Genomic DNA, 20,184 nt, shown 5'->3' on the forward strand with positions numbered 1-20,184 from the left:
AAATTATTTTCCAAGCGTTCAAAAACAAACCAAAAACCAGTATTTAGCGCATTCCACATACAGAATATGAATACAATATGAGCTTAAAACGTAAAACGGGAGACATTCATTAGCAAATGCCCCCCGTTGATTGCTTACCGCTTCACATTATTCCTGTCGTGCGACTATTTGTTCACCTTCAACATCTAATGTGATCGGTTTACCGGGTATCAGTTTCCCCCCCAGTATCTGCTGAGCGAGTGGGTTCTCTATCAGCTGCTGTATCGCTCTTTTAAGCGGGCGTGCACCATAGACAGGATCAAACCCGACCTCTCCGAGCATATCTAAAGCAGCATCCGCGATCGTGACGCTATATCCACGCTCTTCAAGACGTTTGTACAGTCTCTGGAGCTGAATTTGTGCGATCGATGTAATATGCGCCCTTCCCAGTGGATGGAATACAACGACTTCATCAATACGGTTAATAAACTCAGGACGGAAGCTGTGGCTAACAACTTCAAGAACCATATCTCTCATTTCGGTATAGCTGCGCTCACCAAAGCGTTCTTGAATAAGGTCTGATCCTAGGTTTGACGTCATGATGACGACAGTATTACGGAAGTCGACCGTTCTCCCCTGCCCATCAGTAAGACGGCCATCATCCAATACCTGAAGCAGGATATTAAACACATCAGGATGTGCCTTTTCGATCTCATCCAGCAAAATGACCGAGTAGGGACGACGGCGCACGGCTTCCGTCAAGTAGCCCCCTTCTTCATAACCGACGTATCCAGGAGGCGCACCGACTAAACGTGAAACCGAGTGTTTCTCCATAAACTCAGACATATCGATGCGCACCATGGCGTCATCACTGTCAAAGAGAAAAGTTGCCAGCGTTTTGCAGAGTTCCGTTTTCCCAACACCTGTCGGCCCAAGGAACAGGAACGACCCAATCGGACGGTTAGGGTCAGATAACCCTGCCCGACTACGACGGATAGAATTCGCAACGGCTTCTACGGCTTCGTTCTGCCCAATCACCCGCTGGTGCAGTTCATCTTCCATTCGCAATAATTTTTCTTTCTCGCTTTCCAACATGCGGGAAACGGGAATTCCTGTCCAACGTGCCAACACATCAGCGATTTCAGCATCGGTGACTCTATTACGCAGCAAATGAACCGTTTTACCTTCCTGCAGTGTTGCTGCTGCCAGCTGTTTTTCCAGCTCAGGAATTTTGCCGTATTGCAGCTCAGACATTTTCCCCAAGTCACCCTGACGGCGAGCCTGTTCCAATGCAATTTTGGCCTGTTCTAAAGAAGCCTTAATATTCTGCGTTCCTGTGAGTGACGCCTTTTCCGCTTTCCACTCTTCGTCTTGTTGAGAATATTCACGCTCTTTTTGGTCAAGCTCCGCATTTAGCAATTCAAGTCGCTTCAGGCTAGCTTCATCAGATTCTTTTTTCAGCGCCTGTTGTTCCAGCTTTAATTGGATGATTCGGCGCTCAAGCCGATCAAGAGGCTCTGGTTTTGAATCCATCTGAATACGAATGCTGGATGCCGCTTCATCAATCAGGTCAATCGCTTTATCCGGCAACTGACGATCCGCAATATAGCGATGGGATAGCATTGCCGCCGCGACAATTGCCGGGTCAGTGATTTGTACATGATGATGCAATTCATAGCGTTCTTTCAGCCCACGCAGAATCGCAATAGTGTCTTCAACGGTAGGTTCCGCAACAAAAACTTTCTGGAAACGACGCTCAAGAGCGGCGTCTTTTTCAATATATTGACGATATTCATCCAGCGTAGTCGCCCCAACGCAATGTAGTTCACCACGCGCCAGCGCAGGTTTTAACATATTGCCGGCATCCATCGCGCCATCAGCTTTACCCGCGCCCACCATCGTATGGAGTTCATCAATAAACAGAATGACGTTGCCTTCCTGTTTAGACAGATCGTTGAGCACGCCTTTCAGACGTTCTTCAAACTCACCACGATATTTCGCACCCGCCACCAGCGCGCCCATATCCAGCGAAAGTACGCGCTTGTTTTTCAAGCCTTCAGGCACTTCTCCATTAACGATACGTTGGGCTAACCCTTCAACTATCGCAGTTTTACCCACACCAGGCTCACCGATTAATACCGGATTATTTTTGGTCCGACGTTGTAACACCTGGATAGTGCGGCGAATTTCTTCATCACGCCCGATAACGGGGTCGAGCTTGCCTTGTTCTGCACGTTCAGTGAGATCAATCGTGAATTTCTTTAATGCCTGGCGCTGATCTTCAGCCCCCTGATCGTTCACTTGTTCTCCTCCTCTCACTTGATCAATCGCGTTTGTTACACCTTGCTGCGTGACACCCGCCTTTTTCAATATATCCCCCAGCGTGCCGCGAGACTCCAGAGCGGCAAGCACGAAAAGTTCTGAGGAAATAAAGGTATCACCACGCTTTTGCGCGAGTTTGTCGCACATATTCAATACGCGGACTAACTCGTTCGAAGGTTGGACATCACCATCCGTACCTTCAACCTGAGGCAAACGCGTGATTGCCTGATCGATTTCGGTTTTCAGGTGATTAAGATTAGCTCCTGCAACAGTCAGAAGTGGACCAACAGTTCCTCCGTCCTGATGAAGCAAAGCGCTCATCAAATGAAGTGAGTCGATAAACTGGTGATCGCGCCCAAGGGCAAGAGACTGGGCATCGGCAAGAGCAAGTTGGAATTTGTTGGTAAGACGATCCAGACGCATAACACCTCCCGTACACTGGTCAAAATTGCTACTGGAGATTAAATGAGGTCATCCCTCAAAAATTTCAAGGTTATTTTGCCAGTCGTGACAGGATTTAAACGTTACTTGTCTTGGATCGCCTTAATTCAATAGGTTATATCAGCCAGATTAAACTTGCCATACGGCCAGTCACGCCATCACGCCGATAAGAGAAAAATTTGTGAGGCTCGCTCACAGTACAAGAATTTCCACCAAAAATTTGCGTTACCCCTGCCGCGCGTAAACGCAAACTTGCCAGTTGGTAAATATCGGCAAAAAACTTGTTTCCTTCAGGCCGAAATGCAGAGGCAGCCGACGCATCATGCTGAATAAACGCGTCCCTAACTTCTGGCCCAACTTCAAAAGCGCTAGGCCCGATAGCGGGTCCCAGCCACGCCATAATTTGTGCGGGTTTCGTTCGGAAACAGGATAACGTTTCTTCCAGCACACCGGCGTGTAATCCCCGCCAACCAGCATGTGCAGCAGCCACTTCACCGCCGTTGACTGCACAAAAAAGCACCGGCAAACAGTCAGCCGTCATCACCGCACAAACCTGACCTTTCTTATCCGTATAAGCAGCATCACCGCAAACGGCCGATGGCAAAGCCTCACCAATACGAATCACATCGGTACCATGAACCTGTTCCAACCAATGCGGCATGGCAGGAAGATCTGCCAGCGACACCAGCGTTTGCCGATTTGCGGTGACGTTTGCGGGTTCATCACCCACATGATTGCCCACATTCAGCGAATCATAAGGTGCCGCGCTACGCCCGCCAATACGCGTCGTACTACAAGATTTCACACTTTCTGGCACAGGCCAGTCGGGGTATATCAGCATAGTCCGTCACCTCTATAAATCAGCATTTATCAAATTGAATACATTACCAGTCGAGTTGATCCTTAAACGCTTCGGTATCAGCTTTCAGCGCATCAATCAGATCGACCATATCCTGCGGCAGTGCCGCATGCCACTCCATTTGGATTCCGGTAATCGGATGGTAGAAGCGCAGCATGGTAGCGTGCAGAGCCTGACGGTCAAACCCTCGCAGCGTTTCTATAAAATCATCCGATGCGCCTTTTGGCGGACGAGGACGGCCACCGTATAGCTGATCGCCAACCAGTGGGTGGTTAATGTGTGACATATGCACGCGAATTTGGTGGGTACGCCCTGTTTCCAACCGCAACCTCAGACGAGTATGCGCACGGAAGTGTTCCATGATGCGGTAATGTGTTACCGCTGGCTTGCCCATCGGGTGCACCGCCATGTGAGTACGCTTAGTTGCATGACGGGCGATAGGTTGCTCAACCATGCCGCCAGCCGTCATCGAACCAATCGCAACGGCTTCATACTCGCGAGTGATTTCGCGTGCCTGCAACGCCTCTACAAGACGCGTCTGTGCTGGCACAGTTTTCGCGACGACCATGAGTCCTGTCGTATCTTTATCAAGTCGGTGCACAATCCCGGCACGCGGCACGTCGACAATCTCAGGATAATGATGTAACAAGGCATTCAATACTGTGCCATCTGGGTTACCCGCACCGGGGTGAACCACCAGATCTCTGGGTTTGTTGATGACGAGAATGTCCTCATCTTCATACACGATATCCAGCTTGATATCCTGCGCTTCCCAGCGTGCTTCTTCTTCAATCAATGCATCAATGGCTACCGATTCGCCGCCAAGTACTTTCTCTTTTGGCTTATTGATGACATTGCCGTTAATCTGTACTCGATTCTCAAGAATCCACTCTTTTATGCGGGATCGTGAATAATCAGGGAACAATTCGGCCAAAGCCTGATCTAAACGTTGTCCGAGTTGAGATTCGGCCACCGTTGCGGTGAGTTGTACTTGTTGTGCCATATTATGCAGCTTCTTCGTTAACGTTGGGTTTTGACGGCGACGCCGTTTAAAATAATGTACTATTGTAGCTGGTCTAAATCGGGAGCTTAACGGACAGCCTCCCGGAATAACATTCTGAGGATAATCAAAACGTCATGACGCGTATGAAATATCTGGTGGCTGCCGCCACGTTGAGCCTGGCGCTGGCTGGTTGCTCCAGCAATTCCAAAGATGCGGTTCCTGATAGTCCGCCATCTGAAATCTATGCCAATGCTCAACAAAAACTGCAGGACGGCAACTTTAAAGCAGCCATCACGCAGTTGGAAGCACTGGATAACCGGTATCCTTTTGGCCCCTATTCGCAGCAAGTACAGTTGGATTTGATCTACGCCTACTACAAATCCGCAGAGTTGCCATTGGCCCAAGCTTCTATTGACCGCTTCCTGCGGCTCAACCCGACCCATCCAAACGTGGATTATGTCCTGTACATGCGCGGCCTGACCGACATGGCGCTGGATGATAGCGCGTTACAAGGGTTCTTCGGGGTCGATCGTTCCGATCGCGACCCGCAGTATGCCCGCACCGCATTCCGGGATTTCAGCAAGCTCATTCAGGGATATCCGAACAGTCAATACGCCACCGACGCAAACAAGCGTTTGGTTTACCTCAAAGAGCGTTTGGCCAAGTATGAACTTTCTGTCGCGCAATACTACACGAAACGCGGCGCTTATGTGGCAGTAGTTAATCGCGTTGAGCAAATGCTGCGTGATTACCCAGATACCCAAGCAACAAAAAATGCTCTGCCGTTGATGGAAAACGCCTATCGTGAACTGCAACTGGCTGCACAGGCAGACAAAGTTGCAAAAGTCATCGCGGCTAATCCAGCATAAATGATACGTGACATCCCATAATAAGACGGCGACTTCGGTTGCCGTTTTTTTATGGTTCAATCAATTCGTTATACGTCGATGAGCAGAAAAAACAGGGGTGGCGGGAGTCAACAACAGTGCGGTAACCTCAATACATCCCATCAATAATGGCATAGGCCAGATGCTCCCTTCAAGGACTTCCCTTCTATTCCCAATGGTGCTTCACAAATCGCGTTTTCTTGACAAAAAGTGACGAAAAAAACTGATCAATATCACGCTTTTTGCCACAACTCGCGGTATGCTGAAATTATCCAAGACGGACATAGGCAGAGAGGTAAGTTTATATGACTATTAATATTACCAGTAAGCAAATGGATATCACCCCCGCAATTCGTCAGCATGTCGAAGACCGTCTTTCTAAGCTGGACAAATGGCAAACCCAGTTGATCAACCCGCATATTATTCTGTCAAAAGAACCGCAGGGTTTTGTGGCCGATGCCACTATCAGTACGCCAAATGGCCCATTGGTTGCCAGCGCCAAACATGATGATATGTATGCCGCTATCAATGAGTTGATTACCAAGCTTGAACGCCAGTTGGACAAACTCCAACATAAAGGTGAAGCCAGACGTGCGGTAGCTGGCGTCAAAGAAGCCAATTTACAGCCAACTCAAGAAGAGTAAGTTCTTGTTCTCTTTACCTCAATATAACGCGCCCAAGGGCGCGTTTTTGCATACTACATATCATTATGCTGCGACCTAAAGCACCAATATCATGCAGGGTTTAAAATTGCGCTCGGCGATTTTGTATTGACAGGATGAAAAGCCAACAGTTACCTTACCTGTTCAGAAATTGGATATCTTCCTGACTAACCGAGCAAACATGATCAATAAACTGTTCTTCTTCGTATTCTTTTTCACCTTCCCCTGATTTGGGAGGCGATTCGTCGTAAGAGCAAGAATACGAAGACGAACAAAAAAGCCTCCTGACCAGGAGGCTTTTTTTATATAAGAACATAAGACAGGTAACCGGCATCATGACAGACAACCCATTACTGGCACTGCGAGAACGCATCAGCGCATTGGATCTGCAATTAATTGAATTGTTGGCACAAAGGCGTGAACTGGCGCTGGACGTTGCGCGCAGCAAGTTACATTCGCATCGCCCAATCCGTGATAAGGAGCGTGAACGCGATTTGCTGGACAAACTGACAGCGGCGGGGAAAAAACATCATCTTGATGGGCACTATATTACCCGCTTATTTCAGCTCATTATTGAAGATTCGGTACTGACACAGCAGGCACTCTTACAACATCACCTCAACCAAACAACGGCACACTCTGCACGCATTGCGTTTCTTGGCCCAAAAGGTTCTTACTCCCATCTCGCCGCACGCCAATACGCCGCACGACACTTCGAGCAATTGGTTGAGTGTGGTTGCCAGAAATTTCAGGACATCTTCAACATGGTGGAAACCGGGCAAGCCGACTATGCCGTTCTGCCGATTGAAAACACCAGTTCCGGTTCGATCAACGACGTTTACGACCTACTGCAACATACGGGGTTATCCATCGTCGGCGAATTAACCAACCCGATAAATCACTGCGTTTTGGTCGCCACCGATACGTCTCTGGAACAAATCGAAACGGTTTATAGCCATCCTCAGCCATTCCAGCAGTGCAGCCACTTCATCAATCGTTTCCCGCATTGGAAGATTGAATATTGTGAGAGCACCGCAGCAGCGATGGAGAAAGTCGCGGCGCTTAACTCACCAACAGCAGCAGCCCTCGGCAGCGAAGCCGGTGGTCAGCTTTATCAGCTACAGGTACTGGAACATAATCTGGCAAATCAATCGCAAAACATCACTCGTTTCATTGTATTAGCGCGCAAGCCTATTGATGTGACTGAGCAAGTACCTGCGAAAACCACGCTGATTATGGCGACGGGCCAACAGTCAGGCGCATTGGTAGAAGCACTGCTAGTATTGCGTGATAACGGTATTGTGATGACCAAGCTGGAGTCCAGACCAATCAACGGCAACCCGTGGGAAGAGATGTTCTATCTTGATGTGCAGGCTAATTTGCGCAGCGATGCTATGCAGAAAGCACTAAAAGGGCTATCCCCTATTACCCGCTCACTAAAAGTATTGGGCTGCTACCCTAGTGAAAACGTCGTACCGGTCGATGTGAACGAATAATTGAAAAAGCCATCCGGGTTATCCACCCGGATGGCTTCCCAAACATAATTCAACGCTCAAACACAGTTAAAAGATCAAATCGAGCTATTGGCGAATATCGTTTGCCTGACGCAAAAGCACCCGGCTTTCTGCCTGAAAACGTTTGGCATAGTCGCCAAACCAGTGTTCGACTTTCTTGAAGCTACTAATAAATTCCGCTTTATCTGCCTGCTCCAGTAACTCAATCGCCTCGCCAAAACGTTTGTAGTAACGCTTAATCAACGCCAGGTTATCCTCTGAAGACATGATAATGTCGGCATACAGCTGTGGGTCCTGTGCAAACAACCGCCCGACCATAATCAATTCCAGACGATAGATCGGCGATGACAGCGCTAACAGCTGTTCAAGCTGCACATTCTCCTCTGCTAAATGCAGCCCATAGGCGAATGTCGCGAAGTGACGCAGCGCTTGAATAAACATCATGTTCTGATCGTGTTCGACCGCGCTGATACGATGCAGGCGCGCGCCCCATACCTGAATCTGTTCCAGTAGCCACTGATAGGCCTCCGGTTGCCGCCCATCACAATAAACGACAACCTGTTTGGCAAGACTACCACTGTCTGGCCCAAACATCGGGTGCAAACCGAGTACAGGGCCGCTATGTGCCGCCAACATTGCCTGAAGCGGGCCATTTTTTACCGACGCCAGATCAACCAAAATACAATCATCTGGCAAAGTAGGCAGACGGGCAATAACCTGTTCGGTAACGTGAATCGGCACACTAACAATCACCATACCTGCATCAGACAACAGTTCATCAGCGCGAGGCCAGTCATCTTGCTCCAGAATCCTCACCTGATATCCCGACAGCGTCAGCATTTTCTCGAACAAATTGCCCATTTGACCACGGCCACCAATGATGACGACCGGACGCAGTTGTGGACACAGCGTTTTAAAGCCTTTGTCGTTCTCGCTAGAATAGGATTCACGCATGGTACGCCGCAGGATATCTTCAATGAGATCAGGCGGAACCCCCAGCGATGCCGCCTCTTTGCGACGTGAACTGAGCATGGCCGCTTCACGATCGGGCGCATAAATGGGCAAACCATAGCGACTTTTGACTTCACCTACTTCCGCCACCAAACGCAACCGACGTGATAACAGCGCGACAAGCTCCTTATCTACCTCATCTATCTGATCACGTAATGCGGTCAGTTCAGCTACCATATCTTGTTACTCTCCTGAATGTTTCACACGTGCGGCACTCAGATCTTGATGAACGGAACGCAGCAACGTTTCTGTACTTTCCCAACTGATGCAGGCATCCGTGACCGATACACCGTAGCGCATATCTGAACGCGGTTGTTCTGAAGACTGGCTCCCCTCGTTAAGGTGGCTTTCCAGCATCAGTCCTATAATTGAGCGATTTCCCGCCTTGATTTGTTCAATCGCAGATTCAACAACAAGTGGCTGACGGCGGTAGTCTTTATTCGAATTGCCGTGGCTACAATCTATCATCAGCGCGGGTCTCAGTCCTGCTTCCTGCATCTGTTTTTCACACTCGGCGACATCTTGCGCACTGTAGTTTGGCTTCTTACCACCGCGCAGAATGACATGACCGTCAACGTTCCCCTGCGTTTGCAGCAAACAAACCTGCCCGGTTTGATTAATACCAACGAAACGATGCGGCATTGCAGCGGCTCTCATCGCATTGATGGCCGTTCCCAGGCTGCCATCCGTTCCATTTTTGAACCCGACAGGCATCGACAAGCCAGAAGCCATCTCGCGGTGTGTTTGAGATTCCGTCGTACGTGCACCGATAGCTGACCAGCTAAATAGATCGCCCAGATACTGCGGGCTGTTCGGATCAAGCGCTTCTGTTGCCAGCGGTAGCCCCATATTCACCAGTTCTAGCAGCAGACCACGTGCAATGTGCAGCCCGGCTTCAACATCAAACGAACCATCCATGAACGGATCGTTAATAAGCCCTTTCCAACCCACGGTAGTACGCGGTTTTTCAAAATAAACACGCATCACAATGTAGAGACGATCGCTTAATTCCGCAGCAAGCGACTGCAAGCGTCGTGCATATTCCAGCGCAGCATCCGTGTCATGAATCGAGCAAGGGCCGCAGACGATCAGCAACCGATCATCACGGCCATGAATGATATCCGCAATGGTTGATCTCGCCTGCGCAATGTCGCGCTGTTCCGCATCGTTAAGTGGAAACTTGGCTTTCAATTCATCGGGAGTAATCAAAATCTGTTCTGCACTGATATTAATATTGTTAAGTGAATCTTTTTGCATGATCCCATTCCTGAAAAGTTCGGTCTGTTCGCGATTGCCTGAACAATCTACGTATGATGTTTACACCATAACACGAACCGTAAAGATTTCAATCCACATAGTGTAAATAAAAAATTACCACCCTAAATATTGCCAGAAAAACGATATCTGCATGCTCTATCACTTCCCGACGTAACCATACCTATCTTCAGCGCGAATAATGATAGAATTACGCCAACAAGGGGGAAGGATGCTGAAAGCCATAATCATCGATGACGAACAGCTAGCACGCGAAGAGCTCAGCCTGCTACTGGAAAATGAATCTGATATCACCATCATTGCACAGTGCAGCAATGCGCTGGAGGCAATACCGGCCATTCACCGACTGCAACCGGACGTGATTTTCCTGGATATACAGATGCCCAAAGTCAGCGGATTAGAGCTGGTTGCCATGTTAGACCCAGAAAATATGCCTTACGTCGTCTTTGTGACAGCCTATGATGAGTATGCGGTGAGGGCATTTGAAGAACATGCTTTTGACTATTTACTTAAACCGCTAGATGCACAGCGATTAAGCAAAACACTCAACCGCCTACGTCGCGGCATAAGTGTAAATAAAAACGTACAGATAATTTCAGAACCCTTGCTTCGCCATATACCCTGTAACGGACACAATCGTATTTTTTTGCTCAAAATTGAGGAAGTCGAGTATCTTTGTTCGGAGCTCAGTGGCGTACACGTCGTTGGCGTAAGCCAATCGGGCTATACCCAACTTTCCCTAAAAACGCTGGAAGAGAAAACACCGTTTGTCCGCTGCCATCGTCAATATATGGTTAATACAGAGCAACTGAAAGAAATCCAGTTAATGGAGAACGGCGCAGCAGAAGTGCTGACACATACGGGAAAGCACATCCCGGTCAGTCGACGCTATCTCAAATTGCTGAAAGAAAAGCTAGGCATCGTCTGACAGACGTGTTCATTCAGGCCGATGGCCGCAAATATTGAAGGTTTGATGATGAAATACAGTTATGTCTTGGCTGTAATTCTTTTAATGACGGCATGCCAGAGCAATATACCGTCGCTGCCAGCTAAAAGTGGGTCTGGGTTCTGGTATGAAGCAGGCTATCAGGATGCCATATCTGGCATGGTCGTAAAGGACGATAGCACCTTACAAGAATGGTTTGGCGATCCACAGATCGATCGAGAAACCTATCTGCGCGGTTATCAGGCCGGGCAATCAGTTTTTTGCCGAGCAGACACTATGGAAGAATGGGGGAAAGCAGGGAAAAATTTCCCCGCCAGCTGTGATGGCGTCGAGTCTGCGGAGACACTGCGAACTCGCTGGCAACAGAACGTCCCCTAACCCCCCTTATGAAGACAAGACGATGACGCAGGCTCATCAGCGAGTTAGCTGGAAAAAAGCGATGGTTCATCGCATCTGGTAACAATTCCACTCACTTTTGTACTCTCACAGAAATACGTCAGACACACCTCACCTTTATTATCACTCACATGAAACAATCACATTAAGTTATTAATGGGCTAATGCTGGAATACCGAGAAAATCATATATCACTGATAGCTGACCCCATCATCTCTGATAACGATTGATATTATGGAGTGCTCACATGCCCGATTCAAACAAACCTCATAATCCGTCTCCAAATAATAGTTCAAGGCTCTTATCACACGCGACTTCATCGCAGGAAAGTCATGATGAACGAGTTGCGACGGTAAAGAACAACATTATCGAGTCCGGCAATCATCCCGGTATTTCCGTAGAGGAACAACTCGCGATTCTGGACGCCTTCTCCCACCTTGAGATAGGTCGATTTTTACTGAAACATCATGGGCTAAATGCATATTGGACACATAATGTGATAACACATCAGCCAACTCACTATGTTAATCCGCTCGAAGAAACCATCTACACACGATTACCCAACGTTTTGGCGACACGTGAACGATTCAGCATTTTCCAACGTCTGCTTCAAGAACTCTTACGCCCCAATGCCGTCATGGTATCCGTCCCCTGTGGCGTCATGGCTGATTTATTACTGCTGGACTATACGCGACACCGAGATGTGAAATTAATCGGGATCGATCTCGATAAACACGCTCTGGAAGAAGCTTATAAGCTTGCCAGTCAGCAAGGGTTAGAAAACCAAATATCACTGGTTCTTGCTGATGCCTGGACAATTGATTTAGCAGCACAAGCTGATGTGATCACCAGCAATGGGCTCAATGTTTATGAGCAAGATGATGGCAAAGTCACCGAACTTTACCGTGTTTTCTACTCTGGCCTGAAGCCAGGAGGAACACTGATAACCAGCTTTATGACGCCGCCCCCTACGCAGTCACAAGACTCCCCATGGATAAATACCGATCCGAAATTGCTAGCGCTTCAATATGTACTTTTCTCCCGGATTATTGGCGCCACCTGGACAGCATTTCGCACCCACAAACAAACACAGTTGCAGTTAGAGCAGGCCGGGTTTACTGATATTCAGTTTATTAACGACCATATGCACATGTACCCAACGGTCATCGCTAACAAGCCATTGTGAATGGAGTAGAAAATTGGCGTCAACGCGATATATTGATCGTCGTTGCCGATCAATATTAGAAAATTGATCTGTATAAACGTTTATAAAATAGCCATATCTGGTGTCATCATGGTACTGAAATTCAAAAAATAATGATGGCACCAGGGAAAGCTAAGCCCACCAAATTTGGTGGGCTTTTTGCTACTAAAATAGCCAATACCTTAGAATCTGACTTTGAGCAAAGCGCTATTCTCAAAAAGAGATGGCAACCACACTGCGGTTCTCTTTAGCCTACAGGCACAAAAAAAGGGGCTTAGCCTTTGGCTAAACCCCTTATTCATAACAACTTTCGGATGTTGCGAAAGCGCTATCTTAGTTAAGACGCTTTTTTCAGAAATCATTTAAAAACATACATTTATTATAAAATACAGTTAGTTAATTCAATATCTATTGCAATGTTTTGCAGTCTTTTGAAAGCTCTGTCGCCACTTTGCCGCCACTGTAACCAGCAAGGGGGTTGAGATGTGCAGCTTCTTCCAAATGGTCAGGGGCGAAGTGTGCATATCTCATCGTTTCACGAATATTGGCATGCCCCAAAATGCGCTGGAGTACCAAAATATTCCCGCCGTTCATCATAAAATGTGATGCAAATGTGTGTCGTAGAACGTGGGTATTTTGTCCCTCAATCAGTTCAATGTCTGTTAAGGCCAGCATCTTCACAAAATCCTGATAGCACGGCTGAAACATTTTACCTTGCAACTGAACCAGTTCATCGTAAAGCCAACGTGGAATCGGCACTGTCCGGTTTTTTTTGCCTTTGGTTTTGAAGAACGTCAACTTATAAGGCGATAGCTGAGAACGTGTTAACCTTTCCGCTTCACTCCACCTTGCCCCTGTTGCCAAACAAACTTTAACAATCCGCGTTAGGTAAATTTTCCCGTAGCGCTCACAGGCATCCAGCAATTGTTGGATTTGGGATGTTGTCAGCCACGACATTTCACGATCTGCTTCTTTAAAGATGCGCATCCCTTCTAACGGATTAGGTAATGTCCACTCCCCTAGCCTTTTCAGTTCATTGAACATTGCATAAAGGTATTGGTGTTCTCGGTTCACCGTGATCGGTTTCGCTATCCACATCTTGGGGTCGGAATGGTAGCCGTTATCAATTTCCCCACGTAGGCGTTTATCCCGGTAATGCGCCCAATCTTTCGCTGTCAATTTTGAGGCCACCGGGTCACCTAAACCATTACAGATGATACGCAGTTTACCCATGCGGGATTTACTGGCGCTGAGTGCTTGCCCATGTAAATTATTCCAAAGTTCAATTAGTTCACTAAGGTTGCGGCGATCCTCTTTCTCACCAAGCCACGGTTTATCTTCAACCTCACGCATGGTGTAGGTTTCAAAGGATTCCGCTTCACCCTTTGTGTTAAACGTCTTTCTTATTCGCCGCGAGTCTCGCCCGTTTGGGTAGCACTCACACAGCCATTTCCCGCTAGGTAATTTTCGTACTGACATCTATTTTTATTTCTAACTGGTTAGTTTGAGAAAATACGTACCTTGATCAACTTTGCGCAATGTACAGAAAACTATCATTAGATGTGAAGTGATAGTTCAATCAGATTCGTTCGTAAACACAGCCACAGTTTTAGTGAGGATACTTTCTAACTCTTTTTTACTCACATTCTCAGCGGTGATTTCTTTTATCTTTTCGTTTTCTATTGCGATATGAATTTTTCGACCTTTCCTATTTTTCAACCACTCAACGATGACATAGGCCAATAGAGCAAGATAAACGCTGGCATCTTTTGTCTTGTATACAAAATCGATAACGTCTTCTACTGTTGTGCTGGCGCTGAAACACTCTATTTTACTTAACTCAACGCCGTGTTTACCGCATAATCCCTGAAAATCATCATCAACTCTCAAACGGATTCTTTGGTACTCCATGGATATACTCCTTTATGCTCATACAATTTACAGACGCCTGATATTGACAAAAATACTCATCAGAGCAGCTTTTGAAATGTTACTGTTTGGTGAAGTTCGTCGATATATAGACAATTCTTGCTTGGCAATAAATGAACTTAACCTTAAAAAAGGGAAAGGAGTTATTTTAATAAAAGGTGATATAAAACCTTAAATAAAAAACATCACTTCCATTTAACATTGAATTGGCGATATATAAAATATCGCCATACAAAAATCATTTACTGCAAATCTTCTTAGATTTGCTTATCGAACCATCATTACAGACGAATTGCCCGTCAGTTGTACAATGAGATATGCCGCCTTTGCCTTTTGAACATGGCGTGTTTCTTGCGGAAACCTCAGCATTAAATAAAAAAGAAAAAATAACGAAACTTGCTAATACACTAATTTTATTCATATACCTATCCTTGATAAAAAAGAGATTACTATTTAAGTTTTACCATTATCGTATGGTCATCTATAAAGTTTTTGTTGTTATCTTTTGGCATTAGTAAGCAATTTTTAGATGCGTCTTTAAAAACAGCCTGAACAGATTCCATAAGATTTTGAGCTACTATCTCATCAATTTCATAATCATTTAAAAAATCTTTATCTTTCTGCACCTCAGAACAAACCGCCCTAACAGCATTTAGATAGCGATTATATTTAAGATTAAAATCAGAAAATATAATTATTAATGATGAACCTTTTATCATGGATTCATCTAACTCCACATCATCAAAGCCACTCTCTTCAAAAATGACATATAACTCATCGGGTATAGCATACTCTTCATCGTCAGCATAACAATGGACACTAAATAGTAGCAATGTATATGCAATGATAATCTTGCTTATCGTTTTAATTGACATAAATCAGTTCACCAAAATAGTTTTTCTTATTTTCCCAACACAATCAATATCATTAACTGAACATTCGAAATCAGCATAGGAATTAGATAGCTTAACAAAATTTCCGGGTACTCTTACTACACTGTAAACGTCATGAATACCGTCAATATTAATAAGACACGTACCGTTACTCAGGCTAGATTCATCAAAGTCAACTAGCCACATTATTTGGTCTTTTTCAAGGAATCCGCTGTTAGCTGATAAACCCACACAAAAAGATTTATCAATAGCAAACAAACCACTCTCGTATAACTCACCAGAACTAATGTCAAATTTTTTCAGTAGCGTAGTATTATCTGATTCTCTATGCTCCGTCGCTTTGCCCTTCCCTGTCGCCAACCACTCAAGAGAAACGCCAGTATCCAGCGCACAGGCAATCACTACATCACCGGGGAAAAAGTCACGACGAATCCATGTGCTGATCGTCGCGGTAGAAATCCCCAGCAGGTCGCCTAACTCTTTCTGTGTGCTGAATCCGTAGGCGTCCATCATCCGGCGCAGTACTGCTTTCCCACCGGATGCGAGTATCTGATCGTAAAGCGGCTTACCTTTTAAAGCTCTCGCATCAGTTTGCAAATGCGAATTTTCAAACTCACCCGTCACAAGCCAATGCAAATCAGCGCCAGTATCAAGAGCACATTTTATTATCGCATTCCCTGAAACGCTTCCTCGCTTTGTCCATCCGCTAATATTATTAGGCGCTATTCCCAAGCGTTCAGCGAGTTCCTTTTGTGACGTAACCCCATAAGAAGAAAAGAGTCTTTCCAAAATTTCCGAGGTAGAGCCTTTTTCACTAATCATAAAAAACACCATGGTGGTGACAAAAGTTATTCACAAAATAACTTTTGTGATCTAAAGTGCTCTCATCTGCCAAGATGCAAGACACTGCAATCAGTTTCAATAAACGAAGGATAATGCGATATGCAAGCCGCAAAATCAACAAACGTTGCCCAAAAAGACGTTGCCCCAATGCTACAACCAGAACAACTGCAACACCTTGCCGCCCTACTTGCGCCAGCATTGCAATCAATGCTTAACGCATCAACCGCTGATGTCATGACTATCAATGATTTCGCTAAGGTCAGCGGCGTAAGTGATCGTCTTGTCTGGCAATGGCTGGATGAAGGCGTTTTGCTAAGAGCGCCCACTGATGAAACGGGATCGAAAAAGACACGCGTTTTAGTCAATGTTTATGCGTGGCGCGAAAAGCTACGCCAGCAGGCCGTCAATTGCCGATACATCCATTCAAAAGCGTAATTAACAATTCGATTATTCAAACTAAAGGGAATTTCGGCATGTTTGATTATCAGATTTCCATACATCCACACTTTGACCGCGCCTGTCAGGCGTTCGTGTTAAAGCACAATCTGGCGCAGTTGGCCGGACAGGTGGGCATGAATCATCAGACCCTGCGTAACAAACTCAATCCAGACCAGCCGCACAAGCTGACGTGTGACGAGCTGATGACCATCACCGATGTAACCGAAGACGCCACGCTGATCGATGGGCTTTTGGCGCAGCTTAATTGCCTGCCAGCCGTGCCAGTGAATGAGGCAAAGGCGGAACGGCTAACCACGTATGTATTGCAGGCCACCGCCGCAGTGGGCGCGGTTGCTGCTGAAAGCGTATCGGATGAGCGTATGACGCCAGCGCGTCGTCATAACGTGATCGAGAGTATCAACGCGGGTGTGCGTTATTTGTCGTTGGTCGGCTTAACGTTGCAGACGCGTATTCAGGCTAACCCCGCGTTAGCGTCAACCGTAGATGCACTGAGCGGTATTAGTGCGTCGTTGAATATTGGGTAATATCGGAGTTCATATGTCAACACTTGTTTCTTATTCACATACCAGTCAAAAAGTAGATAGCATCAAAATTGAAGATTCCTCAAAACCAATAGTTTATCGGGGGAGTTTAGATGATGCGGATTTTATTGCATGGTTAAGGAAAGTTGCATCAGCAATTGAAGGAAAGCAGCGATATGAAGCTGAAATTAAATCAGCGAAGATATCATTAAGAGATAAAGAAAATGAGCAAAAAAGTGCATACGAATTTATTAATGCATTCGTTTATTTAGCACATGAAGATGTAGAACTGGACAAAGGGAAGTACAAAGCAGAGATAAAACATAAAAAAAACGGCATGTCTATAGATGCCGTTTTGTACTCAAATAAACCAATAAATGCAGATGATGTAGGTGAAGTTATTCAGCGTTACGTAAATTGATTTGCGCACCTAATATCGAATGAAGCTCTTTTGCTTGGTCTAAAGTAATTTGCACCGAAAGTATATCGTTGGCGTTTAATTTCGTTTCGGCACTAATGGATATATGGATGTTAAAAAAATCATCACTTTTAAATCCACCAGATATGATTTTTTCAGGGTGAATCTGAATAACATTTCTTGCCATTAGTACGCTCCTTGCGTGGTTGGTTGTTTTTGGCGATTCAATCCTACCACAACACCATGCGCCGGGCATGGCTAAAACCCGGCACCTATTCGCAACCGTCTATCCGTGGGCGGTTACCAATAGGAGGGGAAACCATGCAAGCACCAATATCAATAGCGCCGTTCCTCTGGTGGCACCAGACGGAGACAAAGCCTGATTTTACGATCACCCACGGCAAAGGCCGTCAGGGGATCATCATCCGTAACCGCTCGGCAAATTATGCCCAGCGGGTTATCCGTTCTATCAAGTCAGTGCTACGGAGGAACGCATGACAGCCTTTACCGTCAGCAGTATGCAGAATTTACCCGCCGGGCTGCGCAACGTGATCGGCAAGCACTTTGCCGATAGTCGCTGGCGCGAAACCTGCGCGTATTACAACAGCCTGCATGAGCGCGACCGTTTGACCATCTGCTTTCATGCGCAGATGAAAAAGAGCCAGACCGTTTACCGTCTGGAAGAAATGCCAACCGCAGAACGTGAGCGTATTGTCTGTGCGATTGACGAGCTACGCCGCATGTTCTCGCTGAGCCGCAAACGTCGTGAAAAAACCTCGACCTTTTTAAGTTGGTTAAGTGTCGGTGAAAGACGGACGTTATTTTTTCATGCGGGATTAAGTGAAAATGAATTTAATCAGCCTTACTGGCGGATTGATGATGTTTCATGTCCGTGGCGAAATAAAATATCACATGCCTTAAATGAGCTATTCAGCTTGTTTGAAGCCGCCCCCGATATCCTGACGGCAATTAAACCCGAAGAATATCTGAATTAAATAACCACCTGAAATTAATTAGGCGCTTAACCGCGTCGGGACTGCCTTTATCTGAGGATTATATGCACATGTATAAAACGGTAGGTCAGGAAATGCGCCGCAAGGCTGAAAACGAGGGAATTCAGTTAATGCTTTCTCAGGCACGCACCGAGGCGAAAGCCGATGCGCACACGTCATTTTCTTCTCGTCTGGACAAACTGGCGACTCATGCCGCTATCAATGAATTAAGCAGCGTGGAAATTATCGAATTATTACGGCAGGAATCCGACGCCTTTAATAATTCCGGGTCAGATATCAAGGCGGTGATGTAATGGAAAACCCCGCTTATAACCGCGTCGATATCAACGGCAATTATGCAATAGCGAAAGTCGGCTATGACTTTGCGCTGGGCGAAATTAAATGCGGTAAAGAAGACGGCGACCAGCCGTATTTATCCACGCTGGCCGTTTATCAGAATCCCGTCAACCTCATTAACGATTTTGTGCATCGTGCTATCGCCACCGAAATTTGGCGCGGGAATGTCACCGACTCAAAGAAGCTGCTGACCGAAAGCAAACGCTTTGCGGAGCTGTGCCAGTCAGCCTTTGACCAGCTCAATAACGATAAGGGGCAAGAGTAATGCCGGATGCTATGGACATGGTGCAGCAGCGCCAACAGGAAATGTTAGACCATCAGATCGCCAACGCCCGGAACGCCCAACGCGGCGTTTCTGCGTTCGAGTGTGAAGACTGCGATCAACCGATACCCGAGGCGCGCCGCGCTGCAATCGACGGCGTGACCCGCAGCGCGACCTGTCAGGGCATTCACGAACTGAAAGGTAAGCATTATCGGGGTGGGCTGTGACCTCAATTTCTTTTACCTGTGGTAAGAAACAGATCTCAGTACCTAGCGAAGACGTGGCTTTTTACTTCCCGTCAATCGTCGAAAGCGGCGCTTTCTTTGTCACGATGAAAGATGGCAAACAGTACCGAGCAACCTGTTTAAGAGAAAATACAACTGCCCACCGGGGCGTGTGCTCCGGCGCTACGCTATGAATCATACCCATCGGGGGCGCTCCGCTCCCACACCTCCGCCACCTTTCCCCGGCAGCACCCGCGATGCGTTCGTGGGTGCGCATTCGTGGAACGCCCCCCGCTCGGCCATCGTACCGGAAGAAAGACAGCTTACCCGTGAGGAATGGACTCAGGGGCAAGCCGTTTTATCGAAAATTAACCAGCAACCGCACTTCCTGCGCGAAATCTGCCTGAACCGTTACGCATACCTGAAAAAAAATAAAGGGATGCTGAGCGCTAATCGTTTTCTGACTAACAGCTTTATGCAGCGCATGTGGCCGCGTATTGAGGCGATCAATGTCCGGCATGCCATGAACCGCCACGCCTCCGAGCGTTTCCTGTCTGAATCTGACGCCTATCAAACACTGCCCGGCATGAATGACAAGGCGCTGGGGCGTCTGGCTGCGCGTATTTCCGGCCAGATATTTTCGGCGTATGAAGAATTGAGCGATGCCATGAAAGCGGAGCGCGGCGGCCAGCCTGATGCGCTCTTTACCGATGCGGCACAGGCCGAGCTTTTCGGCCATGTTGCCAGCATGGCGCGTGCGTTCAACATCACCCCGCTTTTCTGGAAG

24 protein-coding genes, 1 pseudogene and 1 other annotated feature are annotated in these 20,184 nt (G+C 46.8%); of the genes and pseudogenes, 15 read left to right on the forward strand and 10 right to left on the reverse strand.

Annotated elements, in window-relative coordinates; genetic code table 11:
* Positions 1–147: 147 nt before the first annotated feature.
* The 3 genes from clpB to rluD form a co-directional block, all read right to left on the reverse strand.
* Positions 148–2,724 (reverse strand): ATP-dependent chaperone ClpB, encoded by a 2,577-nt coding sequence (clpB, locus tag A6301_RS13400; protein ID WP_107169165.1) that lies wholly within the window; start codon positions 2,722–2,724, stop codon positions 148–150.
* A 133-nt stretch (positions 2,725–2,857) separates the two neighbouring features.
* Positions 2,858–3,583, reverse strand: a complete 726-nt coding sequence (yfiH, locus tag A6301_RS13405) for a purine nucleoside phosphorylase YfiH (RefSeq protein WP_234257985.1) — start codon at positions 3,581–3,583, stop codon at positions 2,858–2,860.
* A gap of 43 nt (positions 3,584–3,626) precedes the next feature.
* A complete protein-coding gene (gene rluD / locus A6301_RS13410; protein WP_107169163.1) occupies positions 3,627–4,604 on the reverse strand; it encodes a 23S rRNA pseudouridine(1911/1915/1917) synthase RluD in 978 nt (325 codons plus the stop codon).
* 134 nt (positions 4,605–4,738) lie between these two features.
* Here rluD and bamD point away from each other — a divergent pair, with 134 nt between their 5' ends.
* The 3 genes from bamD (at position 4,739) to pheA (ending at position 7,649) form a co-directional block, all read left to right on the forward strand.
* Positions 4,739–5,473: an outer membrane protein assembly factor BamD gene (bamD, locus tag A6301_RS13415; RefSeq protein ID WP_039325274.1), complete on the forward strand. Its 735-nt coding sequence runs from the start codon at positions 4,739–4,741 to the stop codon at positions 5,471–5,473.
* 323 nt (positions 5,474–5,796) lie between these two features.
* Complete coding sequence (gene raiA, locus A6301_RS13420; RefSeq protein ID WP_005970349.1) at positions 5,797–6,135, forward strand: ribosome-associated translation inhibitor RaiA; 339 nt, start codon at positions 5,797–5,799, stop codon at positions 6,133–6,135.
* Between the two features lie 198 nt (positions 6,136–6,333).
* Positions 6,334–6,459: a sequence feature (Phe leader region), on the forward strand.
* A gap of 29 nt (positions 6,460–6,488) precedes the next feature.
* Positions 6,489–7,649 (forward strand): bifunctional chorismate mutase/prephenate dehydratase, encoded by a 1,161-nt coding sequence (gene pheA, locus A6301_RS13425; RefSeq protein ID WP_107169162.1) that lies wholly within the window; start codon positions 6,489–6,491, stop codon positions 7,647–7,649.
* 84 nt (positions 7,650–7,733) lie between these two features.
* Here the strand turns inward: pheA and tyrA are convergent, their stop codons facing one another.
* Positions 7,734–8,855, reverse strand: coding sequence for a bifunctional chorismate mutase/prephenate dehydrogenase (gene tyrA, locus A6301_RS13430; RefSeq protein WP_137741676.1), 1,122 nt, complete (start codon positions 8,853–8,855; stop codon positions 7,734–7,736).
* 6 nt (positions 8,856–8,861) lie between these two features.
* Positions 8,862–9,935, reverse strand: coding sequence for a 3-deoxy-7-phosphoheptulonate synthase (locus A6301_RS13435; RefSeq protein ID WP_107169160.1), 1,074 nt, complete (start codon positions 9,933–9,935; stop codon positions 8,862–8,864).
* 229 nt (positions 9,936–10,164) lie between these two features.
* Between A6301_RS13435 and btsR the strand changes: the two genes are divergently transcribed.
* The 3 genes from btsR to A6301_RS13450 all read left to right on the forward strand — a co-directional run bounded on the left by btsR (position 10,165) and on the right by A6301_RS13450 (position 12,481).
* Positions 10,165–10,881, forward strand: coding sequence for a two-component system response regulator BtsR (gene btsR / locus A6301_RS13440; protein WP_107169159.1), 717 nt, complete (start codon positions 10,165–10,167; stop codon positions 10,879–10,881).
* A 45-nt stretch (positions 10,882–10,926) separates the two neighbouring features.
* Positions 10,927–11,277: a DUF2799 domain-containing protein gene (locus A6301_RS13445; protein ID WP_234257986.1), complete on the forward strand. Its 351-nt coding sequence runs from the start codon at positions 10,927–10,929 to the stop codon at positions 11,275–11,277.
* A 265-nt stretch (positions 11,278–11,542) separates the two neighbouring features.
* Positions 11,543–12,481 (forward strand): class I SAM-dependent methyltransferase, encoded by a 939-nt coding sequence (locus A6301_RS13450; RefSeq protein WP_234257987.1) that lies wholly within the window; start codon positions 11,543–11,545, stop codon positions 12,479–12,481.
* Between the two features lie 426 nt (positions 12,482–12,907).
* Here A6301_RS13450 and A6301_RS13455 read toward each other — a convergent pair whose 3' ends face one another.
* The 4 genes from A6301_RS13455 to A6301_RS13470 form a co-directional block, all read right to left on the reverse strand.
* Positions 12,908–13,978 carry a site-specific integrase gene (locus A6301_RS13455; RefSeq protein WP_234257988.1) on the reverse strand — a complete coding sequence of 357 codons (1,071 nt, stop codon included), beginning with the start codon at positions 13,976–13,978 and terminating at the stop codon, positions 12,908–12,910.
* A 96-nt stretch (positions 13,979–14,074) separates the two neighbouring features.
* Positions 14,075–14,410 (reverse strand): hypothetical protein, encoded by a 336-nt coding sequence (locus A6301_RS13460; RefSeq protein ID WP_234257989.1) that lies wholly within the window; start codon positions 14,408–14,410, stop codon positions 14,075–14,077.
* 467 nt (positions 14,411–14,877) lie between these two features.
* Entirely contained in the window at positions 14,878–15,303 is a 426-nt protein-coding gene (locus A6301_RS13465) for a hypothetical protein (protein ID WP_039288251.1), read from the reverse strand.
* Between the two features lie 3 nt (positions 15,304–15,306).
* Positions 15,307–16,143, reverse strand: a complete 837-nt coding sequence (locus tag A6301_RS13470) for a phage repressor protein CI (protein WP_234257990.1) — start codon at positions 16,141–16,143, stop codon at positions 15,307–15,309.
* 120 nt (positions 16,144–16,263) lie between these two features.
* Between A6301_RS13470 and A6301_RS13475 the strand changes: the two genes are divergently transcribed.
* The 3 genes from A6301_RS13475 to A6301_RS13485 are packed head-to-tail and all read left to right on the forward strand — an operon-like array spanning position 16,264 to position 17,565.
* A complete protein-coding gene (locus tag A6301_RS13475) occupies positions 16,264–16,599 on the forward strand; it encodes a hypothetical protein (RefSeq protein ID WP_039318104.1) in 336 nt (111 codons plus the stop codon).
* A gap of 38 nt (positions 16,600–16,637) precedes the next feature.
* Positions 16,638–17,147: a phage regulatory CII family protein gene (locus tag A6301_RS13480; protein ID WP_039318099.1), complete on the forward strand. Its 510-nt coding sequence runs from the start codon at positions 16,638–16,640 to the stop codon at positions 17,145–17,147.
* A 13-nt stretch (positions 17,148–17,160) separates the two neighbouring features.
* The gene (locus A6301_RS13485; RefSeq protein WP_234257991.1) at positions 17,161–17,565 is read left to right on the forward strand and encodes a phage tail protein; all 405 of its coding nucleotides are present in this window, start codon (positions 17,161–17,163) and stop codon (positions 17,563–17,565) included.
* Here the strand turns inward: A6301_RS13485 and A6301_RS13490 are convergent.
* Positions 17,543–17,749 (reverse strand): hypothetical protein, encoded by a 207-nt coding sequence (locus A6301_RS13490; RefSeq protein ID WP_234257992.1) that lies wholly within the window; start codon positions 17,747–17,749, stop codon positions 17,543–17,545. The two genes, A6301_RS13485 and A6301_RS13490, sit on opposite strands and share 23 nt — an antisense overlap.
* Positions 17,750–17,883: 134 nt before the next feature.
* On the opposite strand from A6301_RS13490, the gene A6301_RS13495 reads away from it, so the two are divergent.
* From A6301_RS13495 to A6301_RS13520, 6 genes and pseudogenes are all read left to right on the forward strand, one after another.
* Complete coding sequence (locus tag A6301_RS13495; RefSeq protein ID WP_234257993.1) at positions 17,884–18,060, forward strand: hypothetical protein; 177 nt, start codon at positions 17,884–17,886, stop codon at positions 18,058–18,060.
* Positions 18,057–18,557, forward strand: coding sequence for a hypothetical protein (locus tag A6301_RS13500; RefSeq protein ID WP_039276816.1), 501 nt, complete (start codon positions 18,057–18,059; stop codon positions 18,555–18,557). The genes A6301_RS13495 and A6301_RS13500 overlap by 4 nt, the downstream gene beginning before the upstream one ends.
* Positions 18,558–18,619: 62 nt before the next feature.
* Entirely contained in the window at positions 18,620–18,868 is a 249-nt protein-coding gene (locus A6301_RS13505) for a DUF2732 family protein (RefSeq protein ID WP_234257994.1), read from the forward strand.
* Positions 18,868–19,176 (forward strand): DUF5405 family protein, encoded by a 309-nt coding sequence (locus tag A6301_RS13510; RefSeq protein WP_234257995.1) that lies wholly within the window; start codon positions 18,868–18,870, stop codon positions 19,174–19,176. The genes A6301_RS13505 and A6301_RS13510 overlap by 1 nt, the downstream gene beginning before the upstream one ends.
* A complete protein-coding gene (locus tag A6301_RS13515) occupies positions 19,176–19,400 on the forward strand; it encodes a TraR/DksA family transcriptional regulator (protein WP_234257996.1) in 225 nt (74 codons plus the stop codon). The genes A6301_RS13510 and A6301_RS13515 overlap by 1 nt, the downstream gene beginning before the upstream one ends.
* A gap of 187 nt (positions 19,401–19,587) precedes the next feature.
* Positions 19,588–20,184 (forward strand): annotated as a pseudogene (locus A6301_RS13520) (replication endonuclease); the annotation flags it as partial.

Source organism: Pectobacterium sp. IFB5596, assembly GCF_021432585.1.
Lineage (GTDB): Bacteria > Pseudomonadota > Gammaproteobacteria > Enterobacterales > Enterobacteriaceae > Pectobacterium > Pectobacterium punjabense.